14 protein-coding genes are annotated in these 12,218 nt (G+C 39.0%); 6 read left to right on the top strand and 8 right to left on the bottom strand.

The genetic code is table 11. The features are described 5' to 3' along the window. Positions 1–52: 52 nt before the first annotated feature. From JM84_RS01635 to JM84_RS01645, 3 genes are all read left to right on the top strand, one after another. Positions 53–415 (top strand): hypothetical protein, encoded by a 363-nt coding sequence (locus tag JM84_RS01635; protein ID WP_013750813.1) that lies wholly within the window; start codon positions 53–55, stop codon positions 413–415. A 117-nt stretch (positions 416–532) separates the two neighbouring features. Continuing rightward, positions 533–1,549 carry a phenylalanine--tRNA ligase subunit alpha gene (pheS, locus tag JM84_RS01640; RefSeq protein WP_144782434.1) on the top strand — a complete coding sequence of 339 codons (1,017 nt, stop codon included), beginning with the start codon at positions 533–535 and terminating at the stop codon, positions 1,547–1,549. 86 nt (positions 1,550–1,635) lie between these two features. Further along, complete coding sequence (locus tag JM84_RS01645; RefSeq protein ID WP_013750811.1) at positions 1,636–2,031, top strand: hypothetical protein; 396 nt, start codon at positions 1,636–1,638, stop codon at positions 2,029–2,031. A gap of 73 nt (positions 2,032–2,104) precedes the next feature. On the opposite strand, the gene JM84_RS01650 is transcribed toward JM84_RS01645, so the two are convergent. From JM84_RS01650 to JM84_RS01685, 8 genes are all read right to left on the bottom strand, one after another. Further along, entirely contained in the window at positions 2,105–3,106 is a 1,002-nt protein-coding gene (locus JM84_RS01650) for an NAD(P)H-dependent glycerol-3-phosphate dehydrogenase (RefSeq protein ID WP_041295648.1), read from the bottom strand. 27 nt (positions 3,107–3,133) lie between these two features. Further along, positions 3,134–5,302 carry a prolyl oligopeptidase family serine peptidase gene (locus JM84_RS01655; protein ID WP_144782435.1) on the bottom strand — a complete coding sequence of 723 codons (2,169 nt, stop codon included), beginning with the start codon at positions 5,300–5,302 and terminating at the stop codon, positions 3,134–3,136. 109 nt (positions 5,303–5,411) lie between these two features. After that, complete coding sequence (locus tag JM84_RS01660; protein ID WP_013750808.1) at positions 5,412–5,789, bottom strand: DoxX family membrane protein; 378 nt, start codon at positions 5,787–5,789, stop codon at positions 5,412–5,414. Between the two features lie 58 nt (positions 5,790–5,847). Further along, positions 5,848–6,480, bottom strand: a complete 633-nt coding sequence (locus JM84_RS01665; RefSeq protein ID WP_186439094.1) for a CatA-like O-acetyltransferase — start codon at positions 6,478–6,480, stop codon at positions 5,848–5,850. 90 nt (positions 6,481–6,570) lie between these two features. Then, complete coding sequence (locus tag JM84_RS01670; RefSeq protein ID WP_144782439.1) at positions 6,571–7,560, bottom strand: aspartate-semialdehyde dehydrogenase; 990 nt, start codon at positions 7,558–7,560, stop codon at positions 6,571–6,573. Between the two features lie 230 nt (positions 7,561–7,790). After that, positions 7,791–8,195 (bottom strand): large conductance mechanosensitive channel protein MscL, encoded by a 405-nt coding sequence (gene mscL, locus JM84_RS01675; RefSeq protein ID WP_013750805.1) that lies wholly within the window; start codon positions 8,193–8,195, stop codon positions 7,791–7,793. An 83-nt stretch (positions 8,196–8,278) separates the two neighbouring features. Next, complete coding sequence (gene alr / locus JM84_RS01680) at positions 8,279–9,376, bottom strand: alanine racemase (protein ID WP_144782441.1); 1,098 nt, start codon at positions 9,374–9,376, stop codon at positions 8,279–8,281. Further along, positions 9,376–10,035, bottom strand: coding sequence for a thymidine kinase (locus JM84_RS01685; protein ID WP_144782443.1), 660 nt, complete (start codon positions 10,033–10,035; stop codon positions 9,376–9,378). Before JM84_RS01685 ends, alr begins: the two co-directional genes overlap by 1 nt. A 113-nt stretch (positions 10,036–10,148) precedes the next feature. On the opposite strand from JM84_RS01685, the gene JM84_RS01690 reads away from it, so the two are divergent. The 3 genes from JM84_RS01690 (at position 10,149) to rsmI (ending at position 12,206) form a co-directional block, all read left to right on the top strand. Next, positions 10,149–10,997, top strand: coding sequence for a hypothetical protein (locus tag JM84_RS01690; protein ID WP_144782445.1), 849 nt, complete (start codon positions 10,149–10,151; stop codon positions 10,995–10,997). A 130-nt stretch (positions 10,998–11,127) separates the two neighbouring features. Next, positions 11,128–11,490 (top strand): DoxX family protein, encoded by a 363-nt coding sequence (locus tag JM84_RS01695; RefSeq protein ID WP_144782447.1) that lies wholly within the window; start codon positions 11,128–11,130, stop codon positions 11,488–11,490. A gap of 41 nt (positions 11,491–11,531) precedes the next feature. Next, entirely contained in the window at positions 11,532–12,206 is a 675-nt protein-coding gene (rsmI, locus tag JM84_RS01700) for a 16S rRNA (cytidine(1402)-2'-O)-methyltransferase (RefSeq protein WP_013750800.1), read from the top strand. Positions 12,207–12,218 lie beyond the last annotated feature (12 nt).

Below are 12,218 nucleotides of genomic sequence, written 5' to 3' on the forward strand. Positions count from 1 at the left end.
CACCTATTGAAGCTTAACCGCGAGAAGAAATTCACGTACAGAAGAGAAATATATGGCTAGAGACGAACAACTCAAAGAACGATATGCGGCGGTAGTTGATAAACTATCTACCCGTTTTGCAGATGGTGATAAAGGCGCTATGGATTTAGATAGCATTATCTACCTCATAGGTATACAAGAATTAGGACAGCTAGATAAAACTTTTAAAAAAGACGAGAAAATGAACTTGATGCATATTGCCATCTGTCGTTTACTTGAACCATTTGGGTATTATCAATATGATTATGATGATCCTGAAGGATGGCCTCACTATAAAGTGCTAGAAGCACTGCCACCACTTAAGGCTGGTGAGCAACAAATACTCATGAAAGATGCGATTGTACAATACTTTCTTGAAAAAGGCTTAATCTCTTAAAAACTAAACACGGTAGCGACTATATAATCTTACTGCTTTTACGGCTTTGTTATACTGCTACACCCCAATTTTATTCTTAAATTTGCCATTTCCTTTTAGAGGGTAAAAAGACGTATTATGTTAGATAAAATCAAAGAACACATTGAAAAAGTAAAGGCCTTTAAAGCCGAAACTTTAGAAGAGGTTGAAGCATTCAGAATCAAGTATTCTGGAAAGAAAGGACTTGTGAATGATTTTATGGCAGACTTCCGTAACGTGCCTAATGAGATGAAGCGCGAGTATGGACAGGTAATTAATACACTTAAAGCAAGTGCCCTTGAAAAGGTAAACGAGCTTAAAGAAAAACTAGAAGGAGCAGAAGAGGCTACGGCTACTGGTGATTTATCACGCCCAGCTGAACCTATTGAAATAGGAGCACGCCACCCTATCTCTATTGTGAAAAATCAGATTATTGATATTTTCTCTCGTATAGGATTCAACGTTTCTGAAGGTCCAGAAATAGAAGATGACTGGCATAACTTTACTGCCTTAAACCTTCCAGAATATCACCCAGCTCGTGATATGCAGGATACATTTTTTATACAAACAGATCCAGACGTATTACTACGTACTCACACCTCATCTGTACAGGTGAGATATATGGAAAATAACAAGCCACCTATACGTACGATCTCTCCTGGTCGTGTGTATCGTAATGAGGCTATAAGCGGTCGTTCACACTGTTTCTTCCACCAAGTAGAAGGATTATACATAGACAAAGACGTCTCTTTTGCAGATCTTAAACAGACGCTGCAACACTTTACAACAGAAATGTTTGGTAAAAGTAAAATACGCTTACGTCCATCATACTTCCCATTTACAGAGCCTAGTGCCGAAGTGGATGTGTACTGGGGTCTTGAGACAGAGACAGACTATAAAATGACTAAAGGAACCGGATGGCTCGAGATTATGGGCTGTGGTATGGTAGATCCTAATGTTCTTGAAAACTGCGGTATTGACTCAAAAGAGTACAGTGGTTTTGCATTTGGGATGGGAATAGATCGTATTGCATTATTATTACACCAAATCTCAGACATTAGAATGCTTAGTGAGAACGATGCTCGTTTCTTAGAGCAGTTTAAATCTGCTTTTTAGAGTCACACTGTCCCCTCGAGCGCAGTAGAGAGGTAAATTATTTCTTAACTAAATAGGTCATTACTGCGCCTGACCAGATTATAAATATGCGTAAAGACATTATCATACCCGAAGTTAAAAACGTCTACGTAGCTGCTGTAAAAGAGCTACACGAGGAATTTAAAACAGAAGATTGGAATGCTTATATCGTTAACGATAATCTTGAGCCTCTTGAAATGGTACTTCTTACCGTGCAAGGCTATAATGAGAAGCAAATGACTACGCACATGCGTCACACAATCAAGCTACTTCCTGCTAAGGGTTTTGCTAAGATTGAATTCATGCAAGAAGATATCTTTACACTAGACAACTTCTACTCTGTCACTTATTTTCTAGACAATAAAATGTATGAAAGACGCTTTGAGTTTCCAGCAAACTCAATAAAAGAAGACAATACGGTTAAAGTACCTGTAATGGGTAAGGATGGTGTACTAGCAGTGTAGGTTATTACGCTTTCGCGAAAGCGTAATCAAAATATATTTCAATTAAAAAAGCATCCTTAATGGATGCTTTTTTTTAGTTAAGCTTTTCAGTGAGTTTACTAAATACCTTCTTTGGATCTTTCCCCTTATAAAGAATACTGTGTACCGCTTCTATAATAGGCACACGTGCTTTTTTATCACGTGATTCATTGAGTTCTAGAGCGCTTTTGGCAGCATAGTAACCTTCGGCTACCATGGACATTTCCATCTGTGCACTCTTTACCGTGTAGCCCTTCCCTATCATATTACCGAACATTCTATTTCTACTAAAAACAGAATATCCCGTCACCAATAAATCTCCTAGATAAGCAGACCCATTAATGTCACGCTTCATCTTATGAGCGCGCTTTACATATCGTTTTATCTCACGTATGGCATTACTCATTAATAACGCCTGGAAGTTATCTCCATAGCCTAAACCATGTGCAATACCTGCTGCAATGGCATAGATATTTTTGAGTGTAGCCGCATATTCGATACCTATAATATCGTCACTCGTGGTACATTTTATATAATCACTTGATAAATGCTTTGCAATTACTTTTGCATTTTCCTTTTCGGCACATGCAATCGTGAGGTATGAAAGCCGCTCTAGCGCAACCTCTTCTGCATGACAAGGTCCTGCTATAACCGCTATATCCTCAATAGCAACATTGTGCTCTTCATTAAAATGAGAGCCAACGAGTTTACCACTCTCAGGCATAATCCCTTTTATGGCAGAGACTATGACTTTATCTTTTAGCGACACCGTAAGATTCTTAAGCTCACCTCCTATAAAAGCAGAGGGAACGGCAAAAATTACATAATCTGAGTATGCTACAATCTCATTAATATCATTGCTCAGCATAAGCTGCTCCGGTTTAAACTCGACAGAACTTAAATAACTAGGGTTATGCTGCTCACGCTTTATATGTTCTAAAGCATAGCTGCTACGCATATACCAACCTACGGTGTCAAGATTCTCACAGAGCATCTTTACAATCGCTGTTGCCCAGCTACCTCCTCCTATTACGCCAAATGTGGGTTTGCTCATCATCAATCTGTTTAATTCTAATTATGCTACTTACTTCTTCATCACGTTGCCTACCTTTTCTGGTAGTACCTCGTAGCCCATATTGTATAATGTGAAGCCAAAGATATCTGCATACTGCTCTATGGTTTTTGCTACCGGCGTACCAGCACCGTGACCAGCGTCTGTCTCAATACGTATAAGTACTGGGGCATCTCCTGCTTGTTTTTCTTGAAGCTCTGCAGCAAACTTAAATGAATGCGCTGGCACTACACGATCATCATGATCTCCCGTAGTTACCATAGTTGCTGGATATGATGTTCCGGCTTTTACATTATGAACTGGCGAGTATCCTTTAAGATAGTCAAACATCTCTTTGCTATCTTCTGCAGTACCATAATCATAAGCCCATCCCGCACCTGCTGTAAAGGTGTGGTAACGCAACATATCCATTACTCCTACCGCTGGTAATGCTACCTGCATAAGATCTGGACGTTGTGTCATTGTAGCCCCTACAAGTAAACCTCCGTTAGAACCACCGCGTATTGCTAAGTATTCTTTTGAGGTATATTTATTATCAATTAGATACTCTGCTGCTGCAATAAAATCATCAAAAACGTTTTGCTTTTGCATTTTAGTTCCTGCATCATGCCATTTTTTACCATACTCACCACCGCCACGTAAGTTAGGCACTGCATATACTCCTCCTTGTTCCATCCATACCGCATTTGCAATGCTAAAGCTAGGTGTAAGGCTTATATTAAACCCTCCATAAGCATAAAGTATAGTAGGGTTCTTGCCATTAAGCTCTGTTCCTTTTTTATAGGTGATAATCATCGGTACTTTAGTACCGTCCTTTGAGCTATAAAACACTTGCTTGCTCTCATAAGCTTCCGGATTAAAATCGATGTCTGGTTTGATAAACAGCTCAGAAGTTCCAGATGCGATGTCATATTTATAAATACTACCTGGCGTCTTATAATTTGAGAAGCTAAAGTATAGCTCCTTCTCATCTTTCTCTGCTCCAAAACCTCCTACAGTACCTACTCCCGGAAGTTCAACATCACGTACAAGCTTACCTTCATAATCATACTGTTTTACTTTTGAAACTGCATCCACCATATAACTAGCAAAGAAAGAACCTCCTCCTGTACTTGGACTTAATACGTTTTCTGTTTCTGGTATAAAATCTACCCAGTTTTCTGGAGTAGGGTTTGATGCATCTACCGTTACTACACGCATATTAGGCGCATCAAGATTAGTTGCTATAAAAAGCTTGCTCCCTATATTTTCCATCACATAACTATCAGAATCTTCGTGATCTAATACAGTTACAAAATCACTAGCTGGCTTTGTAAGGTCTTTCATAAACATCTTTCCTCCAGAAGTCGAGTTTCGCGCACTTACTAGCAAATAGCGGTTATCCTCTGTAACTCCACCACCTACATATCTATGCTTCTCTGCTGCTGTACCGCCAAAGATGAGCTCATCTGTAGACTGTGCTGTACCCAATTTATGATAGTATAATTTATGCTGATCCGTCTTTGCCGATAGTTCGCTACCCTTAGGTTTATCATAACTAGAATAGTAAAAGCCTTCATTTTTATACCAAGACATTCCAGAGAACTTTACATCTACCAGCGTATCTTCTATAATTTCTTTTTTCTCGGTATCCATAACGAGAATCTTACGCCAGTCACTACCTCCTTCAGAAATAGCGTAGGCTAGTATAGACCCATCTTCAGAGAAACTTGCTCCTCCTAAAGAGATAGTACCATCTTCGGCAAAGGTGTTTGGATCAAGAAATACAGTAGCTGTACTAGGATCTTCACCCGTTTTGTAACGATATATTACATATTGATTTTGAAGTCCGTCGTTTTTATAGAAGTACGTATAATCACCTTCTTTAAATGGTGAACCTACTTTTTCATAATTCCACAATGTGGATAAACGCTCCTTGAGCTCCTCACGAAAGGGAATATTCTTTAAGTAGTCTTGGGTGGTATTGTTCTCACGTATAACCCAATCCATCGTCTCCTCACTACGATCATCCTCCAGCCATCGGTAAGGATCTTGTACTTCTGTGCCAAAATAGGTGTCTACAGTATCTACTTTTTTAGTTTCGGTATAGTTCACAGCAATAGTGTTTTTTGGTGTCGCCGGCGTATCATCACAGCTTATAATAGCGGTTGTAGCAAGAGCGAGAAGAATCAATTTTTTCATAATACGGGTTGTGTTTGATTGCGTATTCAAGATACGGGTTATTACGCTTTCGCGAAAGCATAAAAAAACCCACTCAAAAGAGCGGGTTAAATATAGTGCTAAGCATTTTCTAAGAAAACAAATGCCTGTAATTATTCCAATTACGATATATAAAATACCCATTGAGAACTGCTACCAAAAGTGCAGGCATAATGTTAGGCGGATCAAGTACTGCGTGGAAAAGAACAATATTTACAGAAATAGGAATTAATGCGAGTAACGCCACAGGAAAAATCTTCTTTGTTATAAAGAGAAGTCCTACAATCACCTCTAGTCCTCCTACTAACGGCCACATGTAACCACTATCTGTAAATGCTTGAAAAAGATTTGCTGCGCCTACATTATCTCCAAATTCAAAATCTGGCATGAACCAGAAAAATTTATTGAGTCCAAAGACAAGAAGCATTAAGCCTAGCCCTATGCGAATAATTGTGTGTACTAATTTCATTATGGTTGTCTTTTAATTACAACCTTAGACGATAGACAAAGCACTTAATTACAAAGACCTACTCTTTACCGTCTAGAAGTTGCTGAAACATGTCCTTATATCGAGATACATGTAAACCATCTATGAGACCATGATGCACGTACAATGCAACGGGCATCGTAAAGGTGCCGGGTGATTTATCTGTAATTTGCCCGTAAGAGATTTTAGGAACGCTATCCTTTGCTTTAAAGAGTCGTGAGTGCGTTATAGATGAAAAATCCATCCAAGGTAAGGCAGAGCAATGCATCACATCATCTGTATTAATAGGAGGAAAAAGGTCGTCTGAGTTTTTAATGCGCTCCACCTCACTCTGTACAGACTTTGTAAAAACCGTTATATCTGCATCATATGGAATATAACTAAAACCAAAGGTTTCATTATCTCTCATGAGCGTCGCACTAGCGCTTATGGTATCTAGTAAAATCACATCATTATCTGGTGTGATCCGGTATTTAAAGTTCTCAATAGCCATCGCAGCTTCTAGCGACTTGTGGAGGTAATAGATAAATAATGATACTCCTTGCTCTTTTGCATGCTGCTTTGCGAGCGTCATATCTACTTGCCAAGTGATCCCGAAATAAGGCTCTTCAAACTGTGAGAAAAACTCAAAATGTGCGCGGCGCTTCCAGGTAGAGATATCTATTTTATTCAATATAGTTGTGTTTTGCACAAATATAAAAAGTCCCTCACGAGGAGGGACTTTTTATAGTACTAAATAAAGATATTTTTAATAGTATAGGAGTTACACTAAGCCATTAGCTACTAGATATTCTCCTATCTGTACCGCATTTGTTGCTGCACCTTTACGTAAGTTGTCTGATACAATCCACATATTAAGCGTGTTCTCTTGTGAGTAATCACGACGTATTCTACCTACAAAAACATCATCCTTACCTTCTGCATAAATAGGCATAGGGTATGTATTTGTATCCGGATTATCTTGTACGGTTACTCCAGAAGTTTCATTAAGAACCTTACGAATATCCTTCTCTTCAAAAGGCGCTCGCAGCTCTACATTTACAGACTCACTATGCCCTCCCACTACTGGAATACGCACTGCAGTTGCTGTAACAGCTATAGATCGATCATTTAAAATTTTCTGAGTTTCATTTACAAGCTTCAGCTCTTCTTTAGTGTAACCGTTATCATCAAAAACGTCACAAGCCGGTATTGCATTACGGTGTATAGGGTAAGGATAAGCCATTTCTCCCTTCTCATCTGCATATTCATTTTCTAATTGCTGCACTGCTTTCACTCCAGTACCTGTAATAGATTGATACGTAGAAATTACTAGCCTTTTGATACCGTAATCTCTATGTAATGGTGACATTGCAAGTACCATTTGTATCGTAGAGCAGTTAGGATTTGCAATAATCTTATCTTCCTTAGTAAGAGAAGTTGCGTTAATTTCTGGAACAATAAGTTTCTTAGTAGGGTCCATTCTCCATGCAGAGCTGTTGTCTATCACGGTTGTTCCCACCTCTGCAAACTTAGGCGCAAACTCTTTTGAGGTGTCTCCTCCAGCAGAAAAGATTGCTATTTGCGGCTTTGCTGCAATGGCATCTTCCATAGAGTGAATCGTGTACTCCTTATCTTTATAAGTAACTTTTTTACCTACAGAGCGCTCTGAAGCAACAGGGATTAACTCTGTAATTGGGAAATTACGTTCTGCAAGAACTTTTAACATCACTTGGCCTACCATCCCGGTGGCTCCTACTACCGCTACTTTCATAGTATCGTTTTAAAGAGGTTGTTTTAAAAATGAGCTTCGCTTTTGCGAAAACTTTATAGAGCTTCAAAGTTAGCACGCATTAACGATTTATAAGCCGTTGAATGCTTAAAAGTTAGTTAGATATATAACAATACATTAAACTTTGTTTTAAATACATAAAAAAACCACCCTGCTAGATTAACAAGGTGGTTTGAGTTAGAATATAATAGTGTAGCGGTAGCTACGAGTAATTATTTTTTAAGAGAATCTCTGATTTCTTTTAGCAAATCGATTTCAGATGGTCCTGGATCTGCTGCTACTTCTTCTACAACAGGCTTCTTAGTTTTGTTATAAGCTTTTACAATAATGAAAAGCACAAAACCAACAATGATCAAGTTAATGATTGCATTAATCCAGCTACCGTACATAATTGCATTTTCAGGTGTTACTACAGCACCATCTACCATTACCGCTTCATCTAGTACCACTTTTAAATCAGCAAAATCAACACCTCCAGCAAAATGACCTACAATAGGCATCATAATATCTCCTACAAATCCTTTTACTACAAGTCCAATCGCTCCAGCAAGTATTACTGCTATTGCAAGATCAATGACGTTACCCGTCATAATGAAATCCTTAAATTCTTTTAACATCGTTTAGTCTGTTTTTTAGGTTAATATGAATCTAAGGTAACTAATTTTCGCAAATTGCTTAACAAAAGTTTAAGAAACACACTTTATCGAAGAATGACACGTTTTACCCGTTGACCGATGGCTGTTAAGAGTTCGTATGAAATAGACTGCATCTCTCCTGCCAGTGTTTCGGCACTTGTAGTTTCTCCAAAAACCTCCACATCATCTCCCTCTTTACAGCTTATACCCGTGATATCGACCATTAGCATATCCATACAAACGTTCCCTACAATGGGCGCCTTTTGTCCCGCAATCATCACATAACCTACACCGTTTCCGAGCGATCTAGAGATGCCGTCTGCATGACCAATAGGCAATGTAGCGGTAACAATTTCTTCAGTTGCTTTGTATGCTCGATTGTATCCTATACTCTGACCAGGCATAATATGATGAATCTGGGAGATTACAGATTTTAATCTTGCTACTGGTTTTAAATTTTTTGTCTCCTCATTATTATTACCGTAACCGTACAACCCTATACCTATACGCACACAATCAAAATGGGCTCTGTGATAGTTAATAACTCCAGAGGTATTAGTCATATGCATGAATGGCACATAATCTAACGCTTGTAGAAGTTCCTTGGAGATATTTGTAAATTGAAGTATTTGATTTAAAGTAAATTCTTCTTCGGCAGGATCTTCACTAGCTACAAGATGTGAGAAGAGAGATGCTACTTTTACACTCACATTTTCGCGCAAGCGGTCAAGAATCCATGATACGTCAGTATTTAAGAAGCCTAGTCTATTGAGTCCTGTGTTAAACTTTAAATGAATAGGGTAATTTTCTTGCCCTTTGCCTTTTGCAAAAGCTGTAAATAACTCCATCATTCTAATACTATAAATACTAGGCTCAAGGCGTCGCTCTATAAGCTCATCAAAAGTATCTGGCTGCGGATGTAATACTAATATAGGTGTTGTTATGCCGGCATCTCTAAGCGCAATACCTTCTGAAACGTATGCCACAGCGAAGTAATCTACCCCCTGGATTTCTAATTCTTGAGCCACTGATCCAGCATCACTGCCGTATCCAAATGCTTTTACTACTGCCATTACTTTTACTGAGGGTGCTACCTTCTTTCTCAAATAAGAGTAGTTATGACGTAAGGCAGCTAGATCTATTTCTAAGCGTGTGATTGCCATTAGTTAGGATCTTGAGGGGTTTGCCTTGCGTTACTTGTTGTGATTTCTTCGGGAGTTTCTACATCCATTTTGCGCAGTCTGTCTCGTAACATGGCCTTGAAGTATGCAGCACGAGAGAGTGGTTCATACTCTTCTGTCTCTCCTAGCATCACGATATCCTCACTTTGAGCTTTTCTGTAACTATATTGAGCAAGGTTACCTGTACGAGTACAAACTGCATGAACCTTAGTCACATACTCTGCCGTTGCCATTAAATTAGGCATAGGCCCAAAAGGATTTCCTTTAAAATCCATATCGAGACCAGCGACAATTACTCGTATACCGCGATTTGCAAGATCATTGCAAACCTGCACAATCTCATCGTCAAAAAATTGCGCCTCATCAATCCCCACCACATCACAACCATCTGCAAGCATAGGTATGTTTGCAGCTGCAGGAACTGGTGTAGAACGTATTTCATTTGCATCATGTGAGACCACCATTTCTTCATCGTAGCGCGTGTCTACAGCAGGTTTAAAAATCTCAACTTTTTGTTTTGCAAACTGCGCGCGTTTGAGCCTGCGGATGAGTTCTTCTGTTTTACCAGAGAACATAGATCCACAAATGACTTCAATCCAGCCAAATTGCTCTTTATGATTTACTGTATTTTCGAGAAACATTTTGTACTTTTCTAGACCAAAACGGCAATAATTCCGTTTTATTAATCTCAATGATTAAGGCAGAGGTAAATGTATCAAAATTACGTTGAAACCGCTCCACATATCTCAAAGTTATGAAGAAAACTATAAAGGCAGAACTCGTAAGTATAGCTCATAAAATTCTACAACTACGCGACAATGCAGATTATAAACAACTGGCAGATACAACTAGAAAACTGCATGAAAAGCTCACCGTTCTTGCCTATGCAGAACAGCTTGAAAATGCAGGAAAACCTACCTTGGGACTTAGAGAACTGGAGGAAGTAATGGTAAATGAGGAACTTGCGCCAGCAAGCAAACCATCGCCCACTAATCTAGAAACTCAAACCACTACCACACCTTCTCCTACAAGAACGCCTGCCGAAATACTAGCAGATAACCAAGCTAGATACGCCGAAGCAAAAGGAACAGATGATCACCACAGACCAGATGGCACGCAATATAATGATGACGATGAGCCCGTACATGAGCCTGTGATTGAAAAAATTAAAGACATGTGGCCAGAAATGACTCCTGAGGCTGCAGATATTGATAAGGTGATAGACGCAATTATACCACCTCAGCCAGCTGTTGGCAAAGCAGATAGTTTTGAAATAGGAAATGAATTCGGACAAATGCCCATTTTCGAACGTAAAGAAATCACTAGTCAAGAAGTGGCAGATGATAAGCCAAAAAACCTTAATGATCGTTTGAAAACTGGTTTAAAAATTGGACTCAACGATAAACTCTCCTTTATAAAACATCTATTTGCCGGAAGTACCTCAGATTACAATAGAGTATTAAGTCAACTAGAAACCTTTGGCTCTGAAGTAGAAGCTCGCACTTTTATCTCCCAAATGGTAAAACCTGATTATAATAATTGGGAAGGAAAAGAAGTACAAGAAACACGCTTTCTAGAGATTGTGGAAGGAAGGTATTCATAAAAATTTCACACTACTCGTAAATGAAGTAGTTGACGACAGATTATAGTAAAACATAATAAGTTTTGATTAAGAATTGCGACAAAATGGGCAAAACGGCATCGTTCAACTCTAAAAACAACGCAATTACTCTATGAAAGTACCACGTATTATTTACTGGATTACCACAATAGGCATTTGCGCTATCATGCTCTACTCGGCTCAAATGTATTTTAGAAACACTGAGATGGTTGAAGGTTTTTTTAAAGCTCTAGATTATCCTACATATGTTGTGGTACCACTAGCAGTATTAAAAATTTGCGCAATCCTTATGTTGTTATGGAGAGGTATTCCGTGGCTTACAGAGTGGGCTTATGCTGGAATATTTTTTGACGTAGTACTCGCAGCTGCCGCACACTACAAGGCAGATCATGATATTACTTTGACGCTTGTTGTATTAGTACTACTTCTTGCTTCTTACTTTTTTGGCAAAGAAGTAAGACCTATGTATCGCTAGTTTTACATCTACAAACTATCATTAATCACTAACTTTGCGGCATGTCAAAACTCTACTTAGTCCCTACACCCATTGGTAATCTTGAAGATATGACCTTCCGTGCTATTCGCATACTTAAGGAAGCAGATCTTATTCTAGCCGAAGACACTCGCACGAGTGGTAAGCTACTTAAGTACTATGAAATAGGCACGCAGATGATGAGCCATCACATGCATAATGAACACCAGACAGTGGATACCATTGTTAAGCGTATTCAAGCAGGTGAGGTAATTGCGTGTATAAGTGACGCAGGAACTCCCGCCATCTCTGACCCTGGTTTTTTACTTACACGTGCTTGCGTTGAGGCGGGCATAGAGGTAGACTGTTTACCAGGTGCAACAGCATTTGTACCTGCGCTTGTAAATAGTGGCTTCCCTAATGATAAATTTATTTTTGAGGGATTTCTTCCCGTTAAAAAAGGGCGCCAAACTCGCTTTCTAGCACTTCAAGAAGAAACACGCACGATGATTATTTATGAATCACCTCATAAACTCATAAAAACACTAGGTCACTTTATAGAGTATTTTGGTGCAGACCGTCCAGTTTCTGTATCAAGAGAGATTACAAAATTACATGAGGAAACTGTACGCGGGACTGCCACAGAAGTACTTGCCCATTATACAAACAAACCTCCTAAGGGAGAAATTGTCATTATAGTAGGCGGAAAAAGCAAGTAGTTAAATTGTTCT

It is taken from the genome of Dokdonia sp. Hel_I_63 (assembly GCF_007827285.1).
Classification (GTDB): Bacteria; Bacteroidota; Bacteroidia; order Flavobacteriales; family Flavobacteriaceae; genus Dokdonia.

Bases quoted from the DNA above. Each gene is read 5' to 3' on its own strand.
- JM84_RS01635 (WP_013750813.1), top strand. From the start codon at position 53: ATGGCTAGAGACGAACAACTCAAAGAACGATATGCGGCGGTAGTTGAT.
- pheS (WP_144782434.1), top strand. From the start codon at position 533: ATGTTAGATAAAATCAAAGAACACATTGAAAAAGTAAAGGCCTTTAAA.
- JM84_RS01645 (WP_013750811.1), top strand. From the start codon at position 1,636: ATGCGTAAAGACATTATCATACCCGAAGTTAAAAACGTCTACGTAGCT.
- JM84_RS01650 (WP_041295648.1), bottom strand. From the start codon at position 3,106: ATGATGAGCAAACCCACATTTGGCGTAATAGGAGGAGGTAGCTGGGCA.
- JM84_RS01655 (WP_144782435.1), bottom strand. From the start codon at position 5,302: ATGAAAAAATTGATTCTTCTCGCTCTTGCTACAACCGCTATTATAAGC.
- JM84_RS01660 (WP_013750808.1), bottom strand. From the start codon at position 5,789: ATGAAATTAGTACACACAATTATTCGCATAGGGCTAGGCTTAATGCTT.
- JM84_RS01670 (WP_144782439.1), bottom strand. From the start codon at position 7,560: ATGAAAGTAGCGGTAGTAGGAGCCACCGGGATGGTAGGCCAAGTGATG.
- mscL (WP_013750805.1), bottom strand. From the start codon at position 8,195: ATGTTAAAAGAATTTAAGGATTTCATTATGACGGGTAACGTCATTGAT.
- alr (WP_144782441.1), bottom strand. From the start codon at position 9,376: ATGGCAATCACACGCTTAGAAATAGATCTAGCTGCCTTACGTCATAAC.
- JM84_RS01685 (WP_144782443.1), bottom strand. From the start codon at position 10,035: ATGTTTCTCGAAAATACAGTAAATCATAAAGAGCAATTTGGCTGGATT.
- JM84_RS01690 (WP_144782445.1), top strand. From the start codon at position 10,149: ATGAAGAAAACTATAAAGGCAGAACTCGTAAGTATAGCTCATAAAATT.
- JM84_RS01695 (WP_144782447.1), top strand. From the start codon at position 11,128: ATGAAAGTACCACGTATTATTTACTGGATTACCACAATAGGCATTTGC.
- rsmI (WP_013750800.1), top strand. From the start codon at position 11,532: ATGTCAAAACTCTACTTAGTCCCTACACCCATTGGTAATCTTGAAGAT.